Source organism: Burkholderia ubonensis (genome assembly GCF_902833085.1).
GTDB classification, from domain to species: Bacteria; Pseudomonadota; Gammaproteobacteria; order Burkholderiales; family Burkholderiaceae; genus Burkholderia; species Burkholderia ubonensis.
The window spans coordinates 418,359-439,141 of the sequence record NZ_CADFEB010000005.1 but is presented as its reverse complement, the minus strand read 5'-3'; the positions used below and the strand labels follow the sequence as shown (position 1 = coordinate 439,141).

The following is a 20,783-nucleotide window of genomic DNA, read 5'->3' as shown; positions in this document are numbered from 1 at the left end:
GGCGCATGTTCAGCCGCGCGGTTTGCCGAGCAGCGGCTTCAGCGACGGCCACACGTTGTCGAGCAGCACACCCTGCGCCTGCCGGGTCGGATGGATCTGGTCGGCCTGGAACATGTCGGGCCGGTTCTCGATGCCTGCCAGCAGGAACGGCACGAGCGGGACGCCGAGATCCTTCGACAGCCGCGTATAGATGCCATGGAACTTCTGCGTGTAGTCGGGGCCGTAATTGGGTGGGACGAACATGCCGACCAGCACGACCTTCGCGCGCGCGCGCTGCGCGTCGGCGACGATCTCGCGCAGATTGCGTTCGGTCGTCGCGAGCGGCACGCCGCGCAGTGCGTCGTTCGCGCCGAGCTCGACGACGACGATCGCGGGCTTGAGCCGCGTGAGGACGGCGGGCAGGCGGGCGCGTCCGCCGCTCGTGGTGTCGCCGCTGACGCTCGCGTTAGCGACGCTATAATCGATCCGCTCGGTGGCGAGCCGTTGCCGCAGCAGCGCGACCCATCCGGTATCACGCGGCAGCCCGTATTCGGCCGACAGGCTGTCGCCCAGCACGACGATCACCGGCTGGCCCGACGAGGCGGCCGGCGGCGTCGCGGCGCAAGCGACGCCGGCCGCGGTTGCGGCGAGCACGCCGCTCAGCAGTGCGGCCAGTGCCGCGCGTCTATTCCTGCGAGTTGTCGTATCCATGCTCAAGATTAGCGATCCGATCATCGAAGTCCATCACGTATGCAAGCGTGTCGCCGATGCGACGGGCGAGCTGACGATCCTCGACGGCATCGATCTGACGGTGCGCTCCGGCAGCAGCCTCGCGATCGTCGGCGCGTCGGGGTCCGGCAAATCGACGCTGCTCGGCCTGCTTGCGGGGTTGGACAGCGCGACGAGCGGCACGGTTCGGCTGCTCGGCCAGCCGCTCGACCAGCTCGACGAGGACGCGCGTGCGGCACTGCGCAACGGCGCGGTCGGGTTCGTGTTCCAGTCGTTCCAGCTGATGCCGCATCTGACCGCGCTCGAAAACGTGATGCTGCCGCTCGAGCTGCAAGGCGGCGTTAGCGCGCGCGACGCGGCCGACCGCGCGCGGGCGCTGCTCGTGCAGGTCGGGCTCGGCGAACGCATCACCCACTATCCGAAGCTGCTGTCCGGCGGCGAGCAGCAGCGCGTCGCGCTCGCGCGCGCGTTCGTCACCCGGCCGTCGATCCTGTTCGCCGACGAGCCGACGGGCAGCCTCGATGCGGCGACCGGTCATGCGGTCATCGACCTGATGTTCGAACTCAATCGCACGCACGGCTCGACGCTCGTGCTCGTCACGCACGATCCGGAGCTCGCGCGCCGCTGCGCGACGACGGTGACGCTCGACGCGGGGCGGATCGTGGCGCCGCGTGCGGCGCAGCACGGCGCCTGATGGATCGTCGACGGCCCGGCTGCGCGTGCACGCGCGGCCGGTTGCGCATCAGCGCTTGAGCGCGGCGCGCGCGCGGGCGATCAGCGCGGTGGTCGACGAATCGTGCTTCGCCGGATCGACAGCCTCGGCGGCCAGGTCGGCCTCGACCACCTTGCCGAGGATCTTGCCGAGCTCGACGCCCCACTGGTCGAACGGATTGATCTGCCACACCGACGCCTGCACCAGCACCTTGTGCTCGTAGAGCGCGATCAGCGCGCCGAGCGAGCGGGGCGTCAGCGCGTCGATGAGCAGCGTCGTCGTCGGGCGGTTGCCGGGGAACGTCAGGTGCGGCGCGAGCGCCTCGTTGCCGGGCCCGGCGACCTTGCGCGCTTCGTCGAGCGTGCGGCCGAGCATCAGTGCCTCGCTCTGCGCGAAGCAGTTCGCAAGCAGCTTCGGATGATGGCTCGCGAGCGGATGCTCGGGCGTCAGCACGGCGACGAAGTCGATCGGCACGATCGTCGGCCCCTGGTGCAGCATCTGGAAGAACGCATGCTGGCCGTTGGTGCCCGGCTCGCCCCAGGTCACGGCGGACGTCGGGTAGTCGACGAACGTGCCGTCGAGGCGCGCGGATTTGCCGTTGCTCTCCATCTCGAGCTGCTGCAGGTACGACGGCAGGTAATGCAGCGCTTCCGAATACGGCGCGACGAGATAGCTCTGCGAGCCGAAGAAGTTGCGATACCAGATGCCGATCATCCCGAGCAGCACCGGCAGGTTGCGCTCGAGCGGCGCTTCGCGGAAATGGCGGTCCATGTCGTTCGCGCCGGCAAGCAGCTCGTCGAACTGTTCCGGGCCGATCGCGATCATGATCGACAGGCCGACCGCCGACCACAGCGAGTAGCGGCCGCCGACCCAATCCCACATCTCGAACACGTTGTTCTCGTCGATGCCGAACCGGACGACTTCGGCCGGGTTCGCCGACACGCCGACGAAGTGCTTCGACAGCGCATCCTCCGGGCAGCCCTTCGCGACGAACCAGTCGCGCAGCGAGCGCGCGTTCGTCATCGTCTCGAGCGTCGTGAAGGTCTTCGACACGATGATCGCGAGCGTTTCTTCCGGATCGACCTGCTCGAGCACGCGCGCGAGATCGGCGCCGTCGACGTTCGACACGAAGTGCGTCGAGATCTCGGGCGTCGCGACGTGGTGCAGCGCGTGCACGACCATCTTCGGGCCGAGGTCCGAGCCGCCGATGCCGATGTTGATCACGTGGCGGATGCGCTTGCCGGTGTAGCCGGTCCACGCGCCGCTGCGCACGGCGCGCGCGAACGTCGCCATCTTCGCGCGCTCGGCGCTGATCTGCGCATGGAACGGCGCGAGCGGATCGGTCGCGCGCAGCGCGGTGTGCAGCGCGGCGCGGCCTTCGGTCGGGTTGACGATGTCGCCCGCGAACATCGCGTCGCGGCGCGCCTCGACGCCGGCGTCGCGCGCGAGCTGCGCGAGCAGGCGCACCGTCTCGTCGGTGATGCGGTTCTTCGAGAAGTCGGCTGCGAGGCCGCCGCCCGAGAGTGTGAAGCGCTCGGCGCGGGTGGGCGCGGGATCGTTTTCCGGGGCAAACCAGTCGCGCAACCGGGCGTTGCGGATCTGTTCGAAGTGGCTTTGCAGGGCAGTCCAGGCGGGGAACGATTTCAGCGTCATGGCGGTTCGTGTGAGGCGTGAATCGGAGGGAGGAATGCCGCGCCGGCGAGTCGGCAACGGACCGCCGGCGGACGAGTGGCCCGCCGCGCGGCGGGGGACCCAGTATAGCGGCGTTATGTGTCCGCGCGCGTCGACGGGTAAAAAAGGCGATTGATCAGCGTGCGCACCGTCGGCGCGAGTTCGCCGGCCGTCAGGCCGGCCGGGCCCGTGCCGTTCGCGACCAGCGTGTCGGCCGCGAGGCCGTGCAGGTAGACGCCCGCGAGCGCGGCCGCGTACGGGTCGACGCGCTGCGCGAGCAGCGCGCCGATCAGGCCGCCGAGCACGTCGCCGGTGCCGCCTGACGCGAGCGCCGCGTTGCCGGTCGGATTGACCGTCAGGCGGCCGTCGGGCGCGGCGATCACGGTGCCGGCGCCCTTCAGCACGACGACGCTCGCGAAGCGCGCGGCGAGCGCGTGCGCGGCGTCGAGGCGGTCGCGCTGCACGGCCGCGGTGTCGCAGCCGAGCAGCCGGGCCGCCTCGAGCGGATGCGGGGTCAGGACGCACGCGCGGCCGTGCGCGCCGCGCGCCGCGAGCGCTGCCGCGAGATCGGCGTGCGCGGCGACCAGGTTCAGCGCATCGGCGTCGAGCAGCGTGGGCGCAGCGTGCGCCAGCACGTCGCGCACGAGCGTCGCCGCGGCTTCGCGCATACCGAGGCCGCAACCGGCCGCGACCGCGGTCATCATGTCGAGATCCAGCGCGTCGGCCGGATGCAGCATCAGCTCGGGAAACGGCGGGTCGTAAGGCGGCGCGCCGGCGCCCAGGAAGCCGACGTGCACCTTGCCCGCGCCGGCGAACAGCGCGGCGCGCGCGGCAAGGATCGGCGCGCCGCACATGCCGGTGTCGCCGCCGATCACGGCCAGGCTGCCGAACGTGCCCTTGTGCGACGCGAACGCGCGCACGGGCAGCGCGGCGGCGAACCGTGCCGGGGCATTCAGCGTTACCGCGGGCGCGGCCGGGGGCGGGACGTCGAGCGACGCGACGGCGATCTCGCCGGCGAGATCGCGTCCCTCGCTCATGTAGAGGCCCGGCTTCGCGCCGATGAAGGTCAGCGTATGCGTCGCGGCGACCGCGGCGCCCGCGCCGACGATTCGGCCGGTGTCGCTGTCGAGCCCGCTCGGCACGTCGAGCGCGAGCACGCGGCCGACGCTGCGGGCGCGCGCGGCGATGCGCCCGGCGAGCTCCGCGAACGCGCCGTCGAGCGCGCGGCCGAGACCGATGCCGAACAGGCCGTCGACGACCCATGCGTAGCCGTCGAGCGAGGCGGGGGGCTCCGCCGAAACCGGCACGCCGGCGGCGCGGGCGACGCCGAGCGCCCATTGCGCGTCGTCGGGCTTCACCGCGACGGGCATCCACGCGTGCGTCGCGACGCCGAGCCGCTGCAGTTCCGCCGCTGCGACGAGCGCGTCGCCGCCGTTGTTGCCGGGGCCGACCGCGAACCAGACGGGGCGGTCGTCGTCGCCCACGCGTTCGGACAGCCAGCGCGCGGCGGCGGCGCCGGCGCGCGCCATCAGCGTGTGCGGCGGCAGCGCCGCGGCCGCGGCGGTTTCGGCGGCGCGCAGGTCGGCGACGCGCAGCAGCGCGATCGGTTCAGGGGCGGGAAGCGGGTGGGCGGGATGGGCGGGGCGGGCGGGGCGGGCGGGGCGGGCGAGCGTCATGGCGGCAGGAAGGTCGGCGCCGCCGGGCGAGCCCGCGCGGCCGGTCAGGGCGAGAAGCGCTCGGCGCGCAGCGCGGCGAGCGTGTCGGCGGGCCAGTGCTGCGCAGCGCCGCCGATGTAATCCGCCACCACTTTAGCAGACCCGCATGCGAGGCCCCAACCGGCCGGGCCGTGCCCGAAATTGGCGAACACGCGCGGATGCGAGGTCGGACCGACGACCGGCAGGCCGTCCGGCGACAGCAGCTGCGTGCCTTGCCACGACAGCGCCGCGGAGATCTTCGCGGCGCCGGGCACCCAGTCGTGGACGGCCTGGCCGAGCAGCGCGAGCGCGGCCTCCGACAACGGCTCGGCGAGCGGCCGCGCGGTGTCCTGCAGGCTCTGCAGCACTGCGCCGCCGCCGACGCGCAGCCGCTGGTGGGTGCGGGTCATCGAGATGCGCTTGATCGAATCGACGACGGCCAGGTGCGGCGCGTGTTCGACGTAGGCGACCGGCGCGGTCAGCGTGTGAACGCGCATCGGATGCAGCGGCACGTGCATGCCGAGCCGCTCGAGCAGCGCGAGGCTGCTCGCGCCGGCGGCGACCACGATCGCGTCGGCAGAAATCACGTCGACCTCGCGCGCCTTCGACGCGCGCCGGTCGGCGCCCGGCGGCGCGAGCTCGACCGCGGCGCGGCCGGCGTCCGCGCGGATCGCGGCGACTTCGGCGCCGAAGCGGAACTGCACGCCGTGCTCGTCGAGCACCTGCTTGACCAGCTTCGTGAACAGCGGGCAGTTCGCGGTGCGCTCGCTCTCGAGCAGCACGCCGCCGGCGAAGCCGGGCTCGGCGGGCACCGACGGCTCGAGCGCCGCGCATTCGGCGGCCGTCAGCACGCGGTGCGGCAGGTCGAGCGTGCGCAGCAGCTCGAGCGCGGGCTGCGCGGTGTCCCAGTCGCCGGCGTCGCGCACGACGTGCAGCACGCCGGTCTTCTGCTCGAAGTCGAGATCGAAGCGGGCTTCGATGTCGGCGAGCGCGTCGCGCGACGCGTCGACCAGCGGGCGCAGCCGCGCGTACTGGGTGGCGAACGCGTCGGGCGCGCGCAGCTCGCCGAGCCGCTTCACGAAGCGGCGCACGCCGCCGTTCAGCCCCGGCTTGTAGACGATGCCGCTGTCGCGCGGCTGGCGCTGGCGCATGAAGGTCGGCCCGAACCAGACGTCGAGCGGGCTCGGCAGCAGCGTGCCGCCATCGCCGTAGGTCGCGCCTTGCGCGACGGTCGCGTGGCGTTCGACCACGCACACGCGGTGGCCGGCCGCGCGCAGCTGGTAGGCGGTGGCGACGCCGCTGATTCCGCCGCCGATGACGATGACATCCATGGATTGCTTCGATGACGGGCGGCCGTCCGGCCGCCCGGTGGGTGATTCGCGTGACGGGCCGCGGGGCCCGGTGAACCGGCAATGATAGCGCCAAACCGGCGGCGCGCGGCCCGCGACCGGTTCGGGCACGCCCGGCGCGCGCCGCGGACGGGTTTGGGCGCCCGACTTCCGGGTATAATTACGGCCTTCCTTTCGCCCCACGTCGCCACCTTGCGCGACTCATCGACGTCAGTCCAGCCCATGGCTCACTTCTCGTGTTTTCCCGGCGCTTCGGCCCTCTCCGATTTCCGTCAAACCCGTCTGCTCGACACGCTCAGGCAAATCGACGCCAACATCGTCGCGGTGCGCGGCCAGTTTCTGCACTTCGTCAATGCCGGCGAGCCGCTGTCGGCCGATGACAGCGCGCGCATCGACGCGCTGATGCACTACGGCGCGCCGTTCGAGCCGGCGGCCGAGAAGGGCGCGGTCGAGACTTTCGTCGTGCTGCCGCGCTTCGGCACGGTCTCGCCGTGGGCGAGCAAGGCGACCGACATCGCGCAGCACTGCGGCCTCACGCACGTGCGCCGCATCGAGCGCGGCGTCGAGTACACGGTCACGCTGAAGTCGGGCCTGCTCGGCGGCAAGAAGGCGCTGTCCGACGACGCGCGCGCCGCGGTCGCGGCCGCGCTGCACGACCGGATGACCGAAAGCGCGGTCACGTCGCGCGACGACGCGAAGCACCTGTTCGACGAGCTACCGGCCAAGCCGCTCGCGACGGTCGACGTGCTCGCGCAGGGCCGCGGCGCGCTCGAGCGCGCGAACGTCGAGCTGGGCCTCGCGCTCGCCGACGACGAGATCGACTACCTGGTCGACGCGTTCCGCAAGCTCGAGCGCAACCCGACCGACGTCGAGCTGATGATGTTCGCGCAGGCGAACAGCGAGCACTGCCGCCACAAGATCTTCAACGCGCAGTGGACGATCGACGGCGACGCGCAGGACATGTCGCTGTTCGCGATGATCCGCAACACCGAGAAGCTGAGCCCGCAAGGCACGATCGTCGCGTATTCGGACAACTCGTCGATCATGATGGGCGCGCAAGCGGAGCGCTGGTTCCCGCGCGGCGCGGGCGCGGCCGGCGAGCCCGGTGAGCGCTACGGCCGCCACACCGAGCTCACGCACACGCTGATGAAGGTCGAGACGCACAACCACCCGACGGCGATCTCGCCGTTCCCGGGCGCGGCGACCGGCGCGGGCGGCGAGATCCGCGACGAAGGCGCGACGGGCCGCGGCGCGCGGCCGAAGGCGGGCCTGACGGGCTTCACGGTGTCGAACCTCGACCTGCCCGACGCGCGCCAGCCGTGGGAAAACGCGCGCGACGCCGCGCAGCCGGTGGCCGAGCGCAACCCGAACGAGCAGCACGGCCCGTACGGCCGCCCGGACCGCATCGCGTCGCCGCTGCAGATCATGATCGACGGCCCGCTCGGCGGCGCCGCGTTCAACAACGAATTCGGCCGCCCGAACCTCGGCGGCTACTTCCGCGTGTACGAGCAGAACGTCGGCGGCCAGGTGCGCGGCTATCACAAGCCGATCATGATCGCGGGCGGCCTCGGCAACATCTCCGACGCGCACACGCACAAGCACGACGTGCCGGCCGGCTCCCTGCTGATCCAGATCGGCGGCCCCGGCATGCGGATCGGCATGGGCGGCGGCGCGGCGAGCTCGATGGCGACCGGCGCGAACACGGCCGAGCTCGACTTCGACTCGGTGCAGCGCGGCAACCCGGAAATCGAGCGGCGCGCGCAGGAAGTGATCAACGGCTGCTGGCAGCTCGGCGACGATAACCCGATCCTGAGCATTCACGACGTCGGCGCGGGCGGCCTGTCGAACGCGTTCCCCGAGATCGTCGACGGCGCGGGCAAGGGCGCGCGTTTCGAGCTGCGCAAGGTTGCGCTCGAGGAGTCGGGCCTGTCGCCGCGCGAGATCTGGTCGAACGAGGCGCAGGAGCGCTACGTGCTGGCAATCGCGCCGGCCGACCTGCCGCGCTTCGAGGCGATCTGCGCGCGCGAGCGCTGCCCGTTCTCGGTGGTCGGCGTCGCGACGGACGAGCGCCAGCTGCGGCTCGTCGACGACGAGGCGACGGGCGCTGACGAATACCCGGTCGACATGCCGATGGAAGTGCTGCTCGGCAAACCGCCGCGCATGCACCGCGACGTCACGCGCGTGAGCACCGAGCGCGCACCGGTCGACGTCACGGGCGTCGCGCTCGCGCAGGTCGCGGTCGACGTGCTGAAGCATCCGACGGTCGCGAGCAAGTCGTTCCTGATCACGATCGGCGACCGCTCGGTCGGCGGCACGTCGGTGCGCGACCAGATGGTCGGCCCGTGGCAGGTGCCGGTGGCCGACTGCGCGGTGACGGCGCTCGACTACGCGGGCTTCGGGGGCGAGGCGATGACGATGGCCGAGCGCACGCCGCTCGCCGTGATCGACGCGCCCGCGTCGGGCCGCATGGCGGTCGGCGAGGCGATCACCAATATCGCGAGCGCGCCGATCGCGTCGCTCGACAAGCTGAAGCTGTCCGCGAACTGGATGGCCGCGTGCGGCACCGCCGGCGAAGACGCCGCGCTGTTCGATACGGTGAAGGCGATCGGCATGGAGCTGTGCCCGGCGCTCGGCATCGGCATCCCGGTCGGCAAGGATTCGCTGTCGATGAAGACGAAGTGGGACGAGCAGGGCGTCGCGAAGGAAGTCGTTTCGCCGGTGTCGCTGATCATCTCCGCATTCGCGCCGGTCGAAGACGTGCGCCGTCACCTGACGCCGCAACTGCAGCGTGTCGCCGACGCCGGCGACAGCGTGCTGATCGCGATCGACCTCGGCCGCGGCAAGAACCGGATGGCAGGCAGCATCTTCGCGCAGGTTACGCAGCAGGTCGGCGACGCGACGCCGGACGTCGACGATCCGGAGGACCTGAAGCGTTTCTTCAACGCGATCCAGTCGCTGAATGCGCAAGGCAAGCTGCTCGCGTACCACGACCGCTCGGACGGCGGCCTGTGGGCGACGGTCTGCGAAATGGCGTTCGCGGGCCACGCTGGCGTGTCGCTGAACGTCGACATGCTGACGCTCGACGCCAATCATGAATCCGACTATGGCGACGCGAAGGACTGGGCGAAGCAGACGAGCGGCCGCCGCGAGGACCGCACGCTGCGCGCGCTGTTCTCGGAAGAGCTCGGCGCCGTCGTGCAGGTGCGCGCGGCGGACCGCGACGCGGTGCTCGGCGCGCTGCGCGAGTTCGGGCTGTCGATGTGCTCGCACGTGATCGGCTCGGTCAACGAGCGCGACGTGATCGAGGTGTACCGCGACGCGAAGAAGATCTACGACGCGCCGCGCGCCGAGCTGCATCGCGCGTGGGGCGAGGTGAGCTGGCGCATCGCGCGCCTGCGCGACAACCCGGCCTGCGCGGACGCCGAATACGACGCGCTGCTCGACGCGGCCGACCCGGGCATCTCGCCGGTGCTGACGTTCGAGCCGGCCGACGACATCGCCGCGCCGTACATCGCGACGGGCGCGCGTCCGCGTGTCGCGATCCTGCGCGAGCAGGGCGTGAACTCGCATCTCGAAACCGCGTATGCGTTCGACCGCGCGGGCTTCGACGCGCACGACGTGCACATGAGCGACCTGCTCGCGGGCCGCGCGACGCTCGCCGATTTCGCGGGCGCGGTCGCGTGCGGCGGCTTCTCGTACGGCGACGTGCTGGGCGCGGGCGAGGGCTGGGCGAAGACGATCCGCTTCAACGCGAACCTCGCCGACATGTTCTCGGCGTTCTTCGCGCGGCAGGACACGTTCGCGCTCGGCATCTGCAACGGCTGCCAGATGCTGTCGAGCCTCGCGTCGATGATCCCGGGCGCGGATGCGTGGCCGAAGTTCACGCGCAACAAGTCCGAGCAGTTCGAGGCGCGCTTCTCGTTCGTCGAGGTCCAGTCGTCGCCGTCGATCTTCTTCGCGGGGATGGAAGGCTCGCGGATTCCGGTCGCGGTCGCGCACGGCGAAGGCTATGCGGACTTCTCGCAGCAGGGCGACATCGATCGCGTCGCGGTCGCGATGCGCTACGTCGACCATCGCGGCAACGCGACCGAGGGCTATCCGTTCAACCCGAACGGGTCGCCCGCCGGCATCACGTCGGTGACGACCGCCGACGGCCGCTTCACGGTGCTGATGCCGCACATGGAGCGCGTGCACCGTACGGTCACGATGAGCTGGCACCCGGAAGGCTGGGGCGAGGCGAGCCCGTGGCTGCGCGTGTTCCGCAACGCGCGCCGCTGGATCGGCTGACGCGATGTTCGATCCGCATGCACCGGTCGACGTCGTCACGCTGCGCGACGAGCGCGCGAGCGACGTCGCGGCGATTGCCCGCGTGATCGCCGCGGCGTTTGCGGCTGCGCCGCAACACGGGCAGTTCGAGCAGCGGATCGTCGACGCGCTGCGTGCGGACGGCAGCCTCAGCGTGTCGCTCGTCGCGGAGCGCGACGAGCGCATCATCGGGCATGTCGCGTTTTCCTCGGTGATGATCGGGACGGTCGGCGACGGCGGTGAATCAGGCTGGTACGGGCTCGCGCCGCTCGCGGTGCTGCCCGACTGCCAGCGGCAAAGCGTCGGCGCGGGGCTCGTGCGCACCGGTCTCGATGCGCTGCGGCGGCTCGGCGCGCGCGGCTGCGTCGTGCTCGGCGAGCCCGCCTATTACGCGCGCTTCGGCTTCGGGCCCGCGGGCGACATCGTGTTTCCGCAGGCGCCGCCGGAATACCTGATGGTGCTGCCGTTCGATGCCGCAGCGCCACGTCCGGCGGGTGAAGTGCGGTATCACGCGTCGTTCTGCGCGTAGCGGCACTGCGCTTCGCGTGCCGGCAAAAAGAAAAAGCCGCTCCGTGGAGCGGCTTTCTCGTATGCGGCGCAGCGTGGCGTTACTGCACCTTGGCCTGCTGCCGCAGGCTTTCCTCGAACGCCTGCAGCTTCTGCTGGACCATCTGTTGCGCGATCTGCGGCTTGACCTGGTCGAACGGGGGCGGCGCGACGGCGCGGATGTCGTCGACGCGGATGATGTGCCAGCCGAACTGGGTCTTCACCGGCTCGTCGGTCATCTGGCCTTTCTGCAGCTTCGTCGCGGCCGCCGCGAATTCCGGCACGTACGCCTTCGGATCGGCCCAGTCGAGATCGCCGCCGTTCTTGCCCGAACCCGGGTCCTTCGAGTATTGCTTCGCGAGATCCTCGAACTTCGCGCCGGCCTTGATCTTCGCGATCAGGTCCTTCGCCTGCTGCTCGTTGTCGACGAGGATGTGGTGCAGGTGGAATTCGCGGTTCGCGACGCCCTTCACCAGTTCGTCGTAGCGCGCCTTCACTTCGGCGTCGGTCGGCTGGTTCTTCTTCAGGAAGTCCTCGATCATCGCGCGCAGCACGACGGTCTGCTGCGCGACGGCGACTTGCGCCTTCACGTCCGGACGATTCGGGATGCCGCGGCGAATGGCTTCCTGCATCAGGATTTCGCGGTTCACGAGTTCCTGGCGCACGGCCTGCTGCATCTGCGGGCTGTCGGGCTGGCCTTGCTGGACCAGCTGCGCGACCATCGCGTCGGCGCGCGACTTCGGAATCGGCGTGCCGTTGACGACGGCGATGTTCTGGGCGAAGGCCGGCGCTGCTGCGAGAGCGGCCGCTGCGGCCCACAGGCGGGGGGATTTCAGGATCATCGGGAATTCCTAATGAGACGACTAGATTGAAGATTCGTTGAATTCTTCGGGCGTGTACGCGACGATCGCGAGCGCGTGAATGCCGCGCTGCATCGCATCAGCGAGCGCATCATACACCAGCCGGTGCCGGGCGACGCGCGCCTTGCCGGCGAATGCGGCGGACACGATCGTGACCGTGTAGTGGCCGCCGGCGGCCGCGCCGGCGTGGCCCGCGTGCTGCGCGCTGTCGTCGCGCACCGCGAGCGATACGGGCGCGAGCGCGGCGTTGAGGCGCGCCTCGATCAGCGCGATGCGCGCGTCGGGCGATGCGTTCAGGAAGGCATCGCTCATGTCATTCGTCCTTCAGGTATTTTGCGAGCCAGAGGCTCTGCAGGATGATGAACACGACCATCGCGCCCGTCGTGCCGAACAGCTTGAAATTCACCCACTGCGATTCGGTGAAGTTGCGCATCACGTACAGGTTGACCGCGCCGAGCGCCGCGAAGAACAGCGACCATGCGACGTTGAGCCTGTCCCAGACGGGGTGCGGCAGCGTGAGCTGCTTGCCCATCATTTTCTCGATCAGGTTGTTGCCGAACGCGTAGCGCGCGGCGAGCAGGCCGATTGCAAATAGCCAGTAAAGCACGGTCAATTTCCACTGAATGAATTTCTGGTTGTGCAGCACGAGCGTCGCGCCGCCGAACACGACGATCAGTCCGAGGCTGACCCACTGCAGCGTGTCGACCTTCCGGTGCCGGAACGCGACCCACGCGACTTGAACGAGCGTCGCGACGATCGCGACGGCGGTCGCGGTGAAGATATCCCACACCTTGAAGGCGGCGAAAAACAGGATGATCGGAAACAGATCGAACAAAAATTTCATGATGATCGCAGCTGCGTGAAAGGCCGCTTGCGCGGCCTTTCACCGTTGTAGGGGCCCGCGAAGCGCCGCTTATTGGTCTTCGGGTCGGGAGTCGAAGTTTAACGCAGCCGAATTGATGCAGTAACGCAAGCCGGTCTGGTCGCGCGGGCCGTCCTCGAACACGTGGCCGAGATGCGCGCCGCAGTGGTTGCAGCGGACCTCGACGCGCACCATCCCGTGCGTGTAGTCCATCACTTCCTCGATCACTTCGCCGTTGAGCGGCTTGAAGTAGCTGGGCCAGCCGCAGCCGGAATGGAATTTCGCGCCGGATTCGAACAGCGGCGTGCTGCATACGACGCATTTGTAGATGCCGGCGTCTTCCGTGTCGGTGTATTCGCCGGTGAATGCGCGCTCGGTCGCCGCGTGCTGCGTGACTTCGTACTGCATCGGCGTGAGCCGGCGGCGCAGTTCCGCGTCGTCTTTCTGGTACGGATAGGACTTGTCGTCTGAATCGTGGGACATGTGTCGTTTCTCCTGATGGAACGGTCGGGACGCGGGCGTCACGACGAGCAGCTCACTTCGAGCGAGCCGGCCCAGTCGGGCGGAAGCGCCGCGTACGACGCGTATTCGGGCTGTTCGTCGAACGGCCGGCGCAGCACCTGCGCGAGCCGTTCGACTTCGGAAAAATCCTTTTCCTTCGCGTGCCGGATCGCGATCTCGGCCAGATGGTTGCGCAGCACGTACTTCGGATTCACGCGATTCATCGCGGCGGCGCGCGCCGCATCGTCGCGTGCTTCCTCGGACAGGCGCGCGCGGTAGAGGTTCGCCCATGCGTCGAACGCGTCGCGGTCGATGAACAGGTCGCGCACCGGCGCATCGCGGCTCGCGTCGTGCTTCGACAGTTGCGACAGATGGCGGAACGTCAGCGTGAAGTCCGCATGGCTCGCGTGCATGACTTCGAGCAGCCGGTTCGCGAGCGCCGCGTCGCCGTCGCGTTCGACCTCGAGGCCGAGCTTCGCGCGCATCAGGCGTTCGAGCGCGGGGCCGAAGCGCTCCGGAAACTTCGCGAGCACGGCCTGCGCGTCCTCGACCGCGCGTTCGGCGCGCGCGTCGTCGTCGGCGATGTCGTGCTGCAGCCCGATCAGCGGCAGCAGCGCCTGTGCGAGGCAGTAGCAGTTCCAGTGCGCGATGCGCGGCTGCATCCGGTACGCGTAGCGGCCGTGCGTATCGGAGTGGTTGCAGATGTGGTTCGCGTCGAATGCGTCGACGAAGCCGAACGGGCCGTAGTCGATCGTCACGCCGAGGATCGACATGTTGTCGGTGTTCATCACGCCGTGGCAGAAGCCGACCGCCTGCCATTGCGCGACGAGGTCGGCGGTGCGCAGCGTCGCCGCTTCGAGCAGCGCGAGGTACGGATCGTCGGCGTCGCGGCAGGCGGGGTAGAAGCGCTCGATCACGTGATCGGCGAGCGCGCGCAGCAGGTCGGGGCGGTCGTTCGAGAAGAAGTGCTCGAAGTGGCCGAAACGCACGAAGCTTTCGGACACGCGCGTGACGACGGCCGACGTTTCGATTTCCTCGCGGACCACCGGCGCGTCGGAGCCGATCACGGTCAGCGCGCGCGTGGTCGGGATGCCGAGGTGATGCATCGCCTCGGAGCACAGGAATTCGCGGATCGACGAGCGCAGCACCGCGCGTCCGTCGCCCATCCGCGAGTACGGCGTGCGGCCGCTGCCCTTCAGCTGCAGCTCGTAGCGGCGGCCGTCCGTGCCGTCGAGCTCGCCGATGGTCAGCGCGCGGCCGTCGCCGAGCTGGCCGGCCCATACGCCGAACTGGTGGCCCGAATAGACCGACGCGTACGACATCGCGTCGGCGGGCCAGTCGCGGGTCGGATTGCCGGCGAACAGCCCGGCGAACTGCGGATGGCCGGCGAGCGCCGCCGGCAGCCCGAGCAGCCGCGCGACTTCGTCGGAGAAGCCGACCACGTAGGGGGCGGGCAGCGGCGCGGCCGGCAGGCGCGTGTGAAATGCCGCGCCGAGCCGCACGAATGCGCCGTCGGCGGGCGCGCCGAGCGTGGCGGCAAGATCGGGGAGATCGGGCAGGGTGTCAGCCGGATCGGCTGCGCTTCGGGAAAACGACATGTTGAGCGCCTCTGGTTTAGCCGATATTGTAAGGCGGCCTCGCGCCGCCCGCATGGCGGCGCGCCGGGCCGAGGCTGTACACCGATTCGCGTCCTTCCGGGAGAACAAGACGATGGGTAAGCCGTTGCTGGGCCAGATGATGGACATGCCGCTCCTGGTGTCCTCGTTGATCACGCATGCCGCGCGTCACGCGGGCGCGGTCGAGATCGTGTCGAAGCGGATCGAGGGCGACCTGCATCGCTACACGTATCGCGACTGCGAACGGCGCGCGAAGCAGCTCGCGCAGGCGCTCGCGCGGCTCGGCGTCGCAGCGGGCGAGCGTGTCGGCACGCTCGCATGGAACGGCTACCGGCATCTGGAGGCGTACTACGGGATCAGCGGCATGGGCGCCGTCTGCCACACGATCAACCCGCGCCTGTTTCCCGAGCAGATCGCCTATATCGTCAACCACGCGGAAGACCGCTACGTCTTCTTCGACATCAATTTCGCGCCGCTCGTCGACGCGCTCGCGCCGCAATGCCCGCATGTGCAGGGCTGGATCGCGATGACCGACGCCGCGCACCTGCCCGCCGGCGCGACGCCGTTCCTGTGCTACGAGACGCTCGTCGAAGCGGAGGACGGCCGCTACGACTGGCCGCGCCTCGACGAGCAGCAGGCGTCGGGGCTCTGCTACACGTCGGGCACGACCGGCAACCCGAAGGGCGTGCTGTATTCGCACCGCTCGACCGTGCTGCACGCGTACGGCGCGGCGCTGCCCGACGCGATGAACCTGTCCGCGATGGACGCGGTGCTGCCCGTCGTGCCGATGTTCCATGTCAACGCATGGGGGTTGCCTTACTCGGTGCCGCTCACGGGCGGCAAGCTCGTGCTGCCCGGCAAGGACCTCGACGGCAAGTCGCTGTACGCGCTGATGGAGGCCGAGCGCGTGACCTTCTCGGCGGGCGTGCCGACCGTGTGGCTCGGACTGCTCAACTACATGCGCGAAGCGGGCGTGCGCTTCTCGACGCTCGAGCGCACCGTGATCGGCGGCTCCGCATGCCCGCCGGCGATGCTGCGCACGTTCGAGGACGAGTACGACGTGCGCGTGATCCACGCGTGGGGCATGACCGAGATGTCGCCGCTCGGCACGCTCGCGAAGCTGACCTGGGCGCAGTCGCAACGTCCGCTCGACGCGCAGCGCAAGGTGCTCGAGAAGCAGGGGCGCGTGATCTGCGGCGTCGACATGCGGATCGTCGGCGACGACGGCCGCGAGTTGCCGTGGGACGGCGTCGCGTTCGGCGAGCTGCAGGTGCGCGGACCGTGGGTGGTCGACCGCTACTTCCGCAGCGACGCGTCGCCGCTCGCGGACGGCTGGTTCCCGACCGGCGACGTCGCGACGATCGATCCGGACGGCTTCCTGCAGATCACCGACCGCAGCAAGGACGTGATCAAGTCGGGCGGCGAGTGGATCAGCTCGATCGACATCGAGAACGTCGCGGTCGCGCATCCGGCGGTCGCCGAGGCCGCGTGCATCGCCTGCGCGCACCCGAAGTGGACCGAGCGGCCGCTCCTGGTCGTGGTCCTGCGGGACGGCGCCGACGTGAGCCGGGAGGAACTGCTCGCGTTCTATGACGGCAAGGTTGCGAAATGGTGGATTCCCGATGACGTCGTGTTCGTCGACGCGCTGCCGCACACCGCTACGGGCAAGCTGCAGAAGCTGAAGCTGCGCGACATGTTCCGCGATTACACGCTGCCGACGGCGGACTGCTAGCGTTCGTTCCGCCCCCGAATCGCGTTCAAATTCAAATTGAACGACCGTGCTTTTTCGTTGTATGCTGCCTCCGTTCGTCTTGGACAAGCGGCTGTTCACCCGCGCACAATGAAGCGCAGCCACCCCGGCGCGCGACGCATGGAGGCAGACAGATGGCAGTGGATTACTCGATTCGCGACGGCGTCGCCGTCATCACGCTCAACAATCCGCCCGTCAACGGGCTCGGTCTGTCGACCCGGCTCGGCATCATGGAAGGGCTCGATCGCGCCGCGCAGGATCCGGCGGTCGCTGCGATCGTGCTGACGGGCGCGGGCCGCGCCTTCTCGGGCGGCGCCGACATCACCGAATTCAATACCCCGAAGGCGCTGCAGGAGCCGACGCTGCACACCGTGATCCGCACGGTGGAAGCGAGCGCGAAGCCGGTCGTCGTCGCGATCCACAGCGTCGCGATGGGCGGCGGCCTCGAGCTCGCGCTCGGCGCGCATTACCGGATCGCGGCGCCCGGCGCGCAGATCGCGCTGCCGGAGGTCAAGCTCGGTCTGCTGCCGGGCGCGGGCGGCACGCAGCGCCTGCCGCGCGCGGTCGGGCTCGAGACCGCGCTGAACATGATCGTGTCGGGCGCGCCGGTGCCGTCCGAGCAGCTCGCGAAGAGCGGGCTGTTCGACGAAATGGCCGAGGGCGACCTGCTCGACGCGGCCGTCGCGTTCGCCCGCAAGGTCGGCGCGCAGGCGGGGCCGCATCCGCGCGTGCGCGACCGCAAGATCGTCCACGAGAACGCCGCGGGCTTCATCCAGTTCGCGCGCAACTCGGCGAAGGCCGCCGCGCCGAACTTCCCTGCGCCGCACAAGTGCATCGACGCGATCGAGGCGGGTGTGCTGCACGGCTTCGACAAAGGTGTCATCGCGGAGCGCGACGGCTTCGTCGCGCTGATGATGACGCCGGAATGCCGTGCGCTGCGGCATGCGTTCTTCGGCGAGCGCGCGGCGAGCAAGATCCCCGACGTGCCGGCCGATACGCCGGTGCGCGAGGTCCGCCAGGTCGCGGTGATCGGCGCGGGCACGATGGGCGGCGGCATCGCGATGAACTTCGTGAACGCGGGCCTGCCCGTCACGCTGCTCGAAACGAAGCAGGACGCGCTCGAGCGCGGGCTGGCGACGATCCGCAAGAATTACGACGCGCAGGTGAAGAAGGGCAAGCTCACGCAGGAGAAGCTCGACGCGCGCATGGCGCTGATCACGCCGACGCTGTCCTACGCCGACCTGAAGGACGCCGACCTGATCATCGAGGCCGTGTTCGAGGAGCTCGGCGTGAAAGAGCAGGTGTTCCGCCAGCTCGACGAAGTCGCGAAGCCGGGCGCGATCCTCGCGTCGAACACGTCGACGCTCGACGTGAACAGGATCGCCGCGTTCACGAAGCGGCCGCAGGACGTCGTCGGCATGCATTTCTTCAGCCCGGCGAACGTGATGAAGCTGCTCGAGGTCGTGCGCGGCGAGGCGACTGCGAAGGACGTGCTCGCGACCGTGATGGCGATCGCGAAGAAGATCCGCAAGACCGCGGTGGTGTCGGGCGTGTGCGACGGCTTCATCGGCAACCGGATGATCGAGCAGTACATCCGCCAGGCGCTGTTCCTGGTCGAGGAAGGCGCGCTGCCCGCGCAGGTCGACCGCGCGATCGAAAAGTTCGGCTTCGCGATGGGCCCGTTCCGGATGAGCGACCTCGCCGGCAACGACATCGGCTGGGCGATCCGCAAGCGCCGCTACGTCGAGAAGCCGGACCTCCATTACTCGAAGATCGCCGATCGCCTGTGCGAGCAGGGCCGCTTCGGCCAGAAGACCGGCGCGGGCTGGTACGACTACGCGCCGGGCGAGCGCAAGGCGAAGCCGTCGGCGCTCGTCGACGAGATGATCGTCGCGTATTCGCAGGAGCGCGGCGTCGCGCGGCGCAAGATCGGCGACGACGAGATCGTCGAGCGGCTCGTGTTCGCGCTCGTCAACGAAGGCGCGAAGATTCTCGAGGAGAAGATCGCGTCAAAGGCGTCCGACATCGACATGGTGTACCTGACCGGCTACGGCTTCCCGCTGTGGCGCGGCGGCCCGATGCTGTACGCGGACACGGTCGGCCTCTACAACGTCGAGCGGGCGATCCGCCGCTATGCGGCCGCCGCGAACGGCGACGCGTGGCAGCTTGCGCCGTCGATCGCCGAACTCGCGCAGGCCGGACGCGGTTTCAACGGCTGACTGCGCTGCCGTGCCGCCGTGCTGCCGAGCGGCGCCTACAGGAGAAACGCGATGAAACACACCGACGACGTTCTGCTCGTGATCGACGTGCAATACGACTTCATGCCCGGCGGCGCGCTCGCGGTGCCGGACGGCGATGCGGTCGTGCCGGTCATCAATGCGCTCGCCGCGCGTTTCGACCAGGTGGTGCTGACGCAGGACTGGCATCCGCGCGACCACGTGTCGTTCGCGGCGAACCATCCGGGGCGCGAGCCGTTCTCGACCCTCGCGCTGCCGTACGGCGAACAGGTGCTGTGGCCCGTGCACTGCGTGCAGGACACCGACGGCGCGGCGCTGCATCGCGACCTCGACATTCCGCACGCGCGGCTCGTGATCCGCAAGGGCGGCGACGCGCAGGTCGACAGCTATTCGGCCTTCGTCGAAGCCGATCGCACGACGCGCACGGGCCTCGCCGGCTACCTGCGCGAACTCGGCGCGAAGCGCGTGTGGTGCTGCGGGCTCGCGACCGACTATTGCGTCGCATGGTCGGCGCTCGACGCGCGGGCAGCGGGCTTCGACGCGGCGGTGATCGACGACGCATGTCGCGCGATCGACCTGAACGGGTCACTCGCGAACGCATGGCAACAGCTGCAGGCGGCGGGCGTGACGCGGGTCACGTCGGCCGGCGCGCGCCCGGCGGCGTAGCGCATTCACTCATTCATCAGGAAGCAGGAACAGGAAGGAGACTCGCATGACCGAAGCCGTAATCGTATCGACTGCGCGCACGCCGCTGGCGAAATCGTGGCGTGGGGCCTTCAACATGACGCACGGTGCGACGCTCGGCGGCCACGTGGTCGCCGCCGCGCTCGAACGCACCGGGCTCGACCCCGCGCGCGTCGAGGACGTGATCATGGGCTGTGCGAACCCGGAAGGCGCGACGGGCGTCAATATCGCGCGCCAGATCGCGCTGCGCGCGGGGCTGCCGGTGAGCGTGCCGGGCATGACGGTGAACCGCTTCTGCTCGTCCGGGCTGCAGACGATCGCGCTCGCCGCGCAGCGGATCATCGCGGGCGAAGGCGACGTGTATGTCGCGGGCGGCGTCGAGTCGATCTCGTGCGTGCAGAACGAAATGAACCGGCACATGATGCACGAGGGCTGGCTGCTCGAACACAAGCCGGAGATCTACTGGAACATGCTGCAGACCGCCGAGAACGTCGCGAAGCGCTACGGGATCTCGAAGGAGCGGCAGGACGAATACGGCGTGCAGTCGCAGCTGAGGGCGGCGGCTGCGCAGGCGGCGGGGCGCTTCGATGCCGAGATCGTGCCGATCACCGTGCGCGCCGGCATTGCCGACAAGGCGACCGGGCGGCTCTTCACGAAGGAAGTGACGGTGTCGGCCGACGAAGGCATCCGGCCGGACACGACGCTCGACGGCGTGTCGCAGATCCGCTCGGCCGTGCCGGGCGGCGTGATCACCGCCGGCAACGCGAGCCAGTTCTCCGACGGCGCGTCCGCGTGCGTGGTGATGAGCGCCGATGCCGCGCAGAAGGAAGGCCTGCAGCCGCTCGGCGTGTTCCGCGGCTTCGCGGTCGCCGGCTGCGAGCCGGACGAGATGGGCATCGGCCCGGTGTTCGCGGTGCCGAAGCTGCTGAAGCAGGCCGGGCTGAAGGTCGATGACATCGGCCTGTGGGAGCTCAACGAGGCGTTCGCGGTGCAGGTGCTGTATTGCCGCGATACGCTCGGCATTCCCGAGGACCGGCTCAACGTGAACGGCGGCGCGATCGCGGTCGGGCATCCGTACGGCGTGTCGGGCGCGCGCCTGACCGGCCATGCGCTGATCGAAGGCAAGCGGCGCGGCGTGAAATATGCGGTCGTGACGATGTGCATCGGCGGCGGGCAGGGCGCGGCCGGCCTGTTCGAAATCGTCTGACCTCGGCGCAGCCGGCGTACGTGTTCGCACGCCGGCTGCGCAACCGCCCGGGCGAGCCTCTCCCCGGATACGGCAACGCGT

16 protein-coding genes are annotated in these 20,783 nt (G+C 69.8%); 7 read left to right on the top strand and 9 right to left on the bottom strand.

What is annotated here, in order from left to right:
* Positions 1-9 precede the first annotated feature (9 nt).
* On the bottom strand, positions 10-690 hold the full coding sequence (locus HWX31_RS16455) for an arylesterase (RefSeq protein ID WP_174962092.1): 681 nt from the start codon (positions 688-690) through the stop codon (positions 10-12).
* Here HWX31_RS16455 and HWX31_RS16450 point away from each other — a divergent pair.
* Positions 689-1,402: an ABC transporter ATP-binding protein gene (locus tag HWX31_RS16450; RefSeq protein WP_174962094.1), complete on the top strand. Its 714-nt coding sequence runs from the start codon at positions 689-691 to the stop codon at positions 1,400-1,402. The genes HWX31_RS16455 and HWX31_RS16450 overlap by 2 nt on opposite strands.
* Before the next feature lie 48 nt (positions 1,403-1,450).
* Here HWX31_RS16450 and pgi read toward each other — a convergent pair whose 3' ends face one another.
* From pgi to HWX31_RS16435, 3 genes are all read right to left on the bottom strand, one after another.
* Positions 1,451-3,073: a glucose-6-phosphate isomerase gene (pgi, locus tag HWX31_RS16445; RefSeq protein ID WP_174962096.1), complete on the bottom strand. Its 1,623-nt coding sequence runs from the start codon at positions 3,071-3,073 to the stop codon at positions 1,451-1,453.
* Positions 3,074-3,186: 113 nt separating this feature from the next.
* Positions 3,187-4,767 (bottom strand): NAD(P)H-hydrate dehydratase, encoded by a 1,581-nt coding sequence (locus tag HWX31_RS16440; protein ID WP_175933944.1) that lies wholly within the window; start codon positions 4,765-4,767, stop codon positions 3,187-3,189.
* A gap of 44 nt (positions 4,768-4,811) precedes the next feature.
* Positions 4,812-6,116, bottom strand: coding sequence for an FAD-dependent oxidoreductase (locus tag HWX31_RS16435; RefSeq protein WP_174965844.1), 1,305 nt, complete (start codon positions 6,114-6,116; stop codon positions 4,812-4,814).
* A 240-nt stretch (positions 6,117-6,356) separates the two neighbouring features.
* Here HWX31_RS16435 and purL point away from each other — a divergent pair, with 240 nt between their 5' ends.
* Both purL and HWX31_RS16425 read left to right on the top strand, forming a co-directional pair.
* On the top strand, positions 6,357-10,421 hold the full coding sequence (gene purL / locus HWX31_RS16430; protein WP_174965843.1) for a phosphoribosylformylglycinamidine synthase: 4,065 nt from the start codon (positions 6,357-6,359) through the stop codon (positions 10,419-10,421).
* Between the two features lie 4 nt (positions 10,422-10,425).
* On the top strand, positions 10,426-10,968 hold the full coding sequence (locus HWX31_RS16425; protein ID WP_174965842.1) for a GNAT family N-acetyltransferase: 543 nt from the start codon (positions 10,426-10,428) through the stop codon (positions 10,966-10,968).
* Positions 10,969-11,047: 79 nt separating this feature from the next.
* On the opposite strand, the gene HWX31_RS16420 is transcribed toward HWX31_RS16425, so the two are convergent.
* From HWX31_RS16420 to HWX31_RS16400, 5 genes are all read right to left on the bottom strand, one after another.
* On the bottom strand, positions 11,048-11,827 hold the full coding sequence (locus tag HWX31_RS16420; protein ID WP_059611588.1) for a peptidylprolyl isomerase: 780 nt from the start codon (positions 11,825-11,827) through the stop codon (positions 11,048-11,050).
* Between the two features lie 21 nt (positions 11,828-11,848).
* Positions 11,849-12,157, bottom strand: coding sequence for a BolA family protein (locus tag HWX31_RS16415; RefSeq protein ID WP_059611586.1), 309 nt, complete (start codon positions 12,155-12,157; stop codon positions 11,849-11,851).
* A gap of 1 nt (position 12,158) precedes the next feature.
* Positions 12,159-12,689, bottom strand: coding sequence for a septation protein A (locus HWX31_RS16410; RefSeq protein WP_010092152.1), 531 nt, complete (start codon positions 12,687-12,689; stop codon positions 12,159-12,161).
* Between the two features lie 69 nt (positions 12,690-12,758).
* A complete protein-coding gene (msrB, locus tag HWX31_RS16405; RefSeq protein ID WP_059611584.1) occupies positions 12,759-13,190 on the bottom strand; it encodes a peptide-methionine (R)-S-oxide reductase MsrB in 432 nt (143 codons plus the stop codon).
* 38 nt (positions 13,191-13,228) lie between these two features.
* A complete protein-coding gene (locus tag HWX31_RS16400; RefSeq protein WP_174965841.1) occupies positions 13,229-14,806 on the bottom strand; it encodes a protein adenylyltransferase SelO in 1,578 nt (525 codons plus the stop codon).
* A 112-nt stretch (positions 14,807-14,918) separates the two neighbouring features.
* Between HWX31_RS16400 and HWX31_RS16395 the strand changes: the two genes are divergently transcribed.
* The 4 genes from HWX31_RS16395 (at position 14,919) to HWX31_RS16380 (ending at position 20,702) form a co-directional block, all read left to right on the top strand.
* Complete coding sequence (locus HWX31_RS16395; protein WP_174965840.1) at positions 14,919-16,556, top strand: 3-(methylthio)propionyl-CoA ligase; 1,638 nt, start codon at positions 14,919-14,921, stop codon at positions 16,554-16,556.
* A gap of 152 nt (positions 16,557-16,708) precedes the next feature.
* On the top strand, positions 16,709-18,793 hold the full coding sequence (locus HWX31_RS16390; protein WP_174965839.1) for a 3-hydroxyacyl-CoA dehydrogenase NAD-binding domain-containing protein: 2,085 nt from the start codon (positions 16,709-16,711) through the stop codon (positions 18,791-18,793).
* A 51-nt stretch (positions 18,794-18,844) separates the two neighbouring features.
* The gene (gene pncA, locus HWX31_RS16385) at positions 18,845-19,477 is read left to right on the top strand and encodes a bifunctional nicotinamidase/pyrazinamidase (protein ID WP_059611660.1); all 633 of its coding nucleotides are present in this window, start codon (positions 18,845-18,847) and stop codon (positions 19,475-19,477) included.
* A 46-nt stretch (positions 19,478-19,523) separates the two neighbouring features.
* Positions 19,524-20,702 carry an acetyl-CoA C-acyltransferase gene (locus HWX31_RS16380; RefSeq protein WP_174965838.1) on the top strand — a complete coding sequence of 393 codons (1,179 nt, stop codon included), beginning with the start codon at positions 19,524-19,526 and terminating at the stop codon, positions 20,700-20,702.
* Positions 20,703-20,783 lie beyond the last annotated feature (81 nt).

What these genes read in the sequence shown, in the direction of transcription:
- HWX31_RS16380 (WP_174965838.1), top strand. Translation starts at nt 19,524, where the DNA reads ATGACCGAAGCCGTAATCGTATCGACTGCGCGCACGCCGCTGGCGAAA.
- HWX31_RS16435 (WP_174965844.1), bottom strand. Translation starts at nt 6,116, where the DNA reads ATGGATGTCATCGTCATCGGCGGCGGAATCAGCGGCGTCGCCACCGCC.
- pgi (WP_174962096.1), bottom strand. Translation starts at nt 3,073, where the DNA reads ATGACGCTGAAATCGTTCCCCGCCTGGACTGCCCTGCAAAGCCACTTC.
- HWX31_RS16415 (WP_059611586.1), bottom strand. Translation starts at nt 12,157, where the DNA reads ATGAGCGATGCCTTCCTGAACGCATCGCCCGACGCGCGCATCGCGCTG.
- purL (WP_174965843.1), top strand. Translation starts at nt 6,357, where the DNA reads ATGGCTCACTTCTCGTGTTTTCCCGGCGCTTCGGCCCTCTCCGATTTC.
- HWX31_RS16425 (WP_174965842.1), top strand. Translation starts at nt 10,426, where the DNA reads ATGTTCGATCCGCATGCACCGGTCGACGTCGTCACGCTGCGCGACGAG.
- HWX31_RS16390 (WP_174965839.1), top strand. Translation starts at nt 16,709, where the DNA reads ATGGCAGTGGATTACTCGATTCGCGACGGCGTCGCCGTCATCACGCTC.
- HWX31_RS16400 (WP_174965841.1), bottom strand. Translation starts at nt 14,806, where the DNA reads ATGTCGTTTTCCCGAAGCGCAGCCGATCCGGCTGACACCCTGCCCGAT.
- HWX31_RS16450 (WP_174962094.1), top strand. Translation starts at nt 689, where the DNA reads ATGCTCAAGATTAGCGATCCGATCATCGAAGTCCATCACGTATGCAAG.
- pncA (WP_059611660.1), top strand. Translation starts at nt 18,845, where the DNA reads ATGAAACACACCGACGACGTTCTGCTCGTGATCGACGTGCAATACGAC.
- HWX31_RS16440 (WP_175933944.1), bottom strand. Translation starts at nt 4,767, where the DNA reads ATGACGCTCGCCCGCCCCGCCCGCCCCGCCCGCCCCGCCCATCCCGCC.
- msrB (WP_059611584.1), bottom strand. Translation starts at nt 13,190, where the DNA reads ATGTCCCACGATTCAGACGACAAGTCCTATCCGTACCAGAAAGACGAC.
- HWX31_RS16420 (WP_059611588.1), bottom strand. Translation starts at nt 11,827, where the DNA reads ATGATCCTGAAATCCCCCCGCCTGTGGGCCGCAGCGGCCGCTCTCGCA.
- HWX31_RS16410 (WP_010092152.1), bottom strand. Translation starts at nt 12,689, where the DNA reads ATGAAATTTTTGTTCGATCTGTTTCCGATCATCCTGTTTTTCGCCGCC.
- HWX31_RS16395 (WP_174965840.1), top strand. Translation starts at nt 14,919, where the DNA reads ATGGGTAAGCCGTTGCTGGGCCAGATGATGGACATGCCGCTCCTGGTG.
- HWX31_RS16455 (WP_174962092.1), bottom strand. Translation starts at nt 690, where the DNA reads ATGGATACGACAACTCGCAGGAATAGACGCGCGGCACTGGCCGCACTG.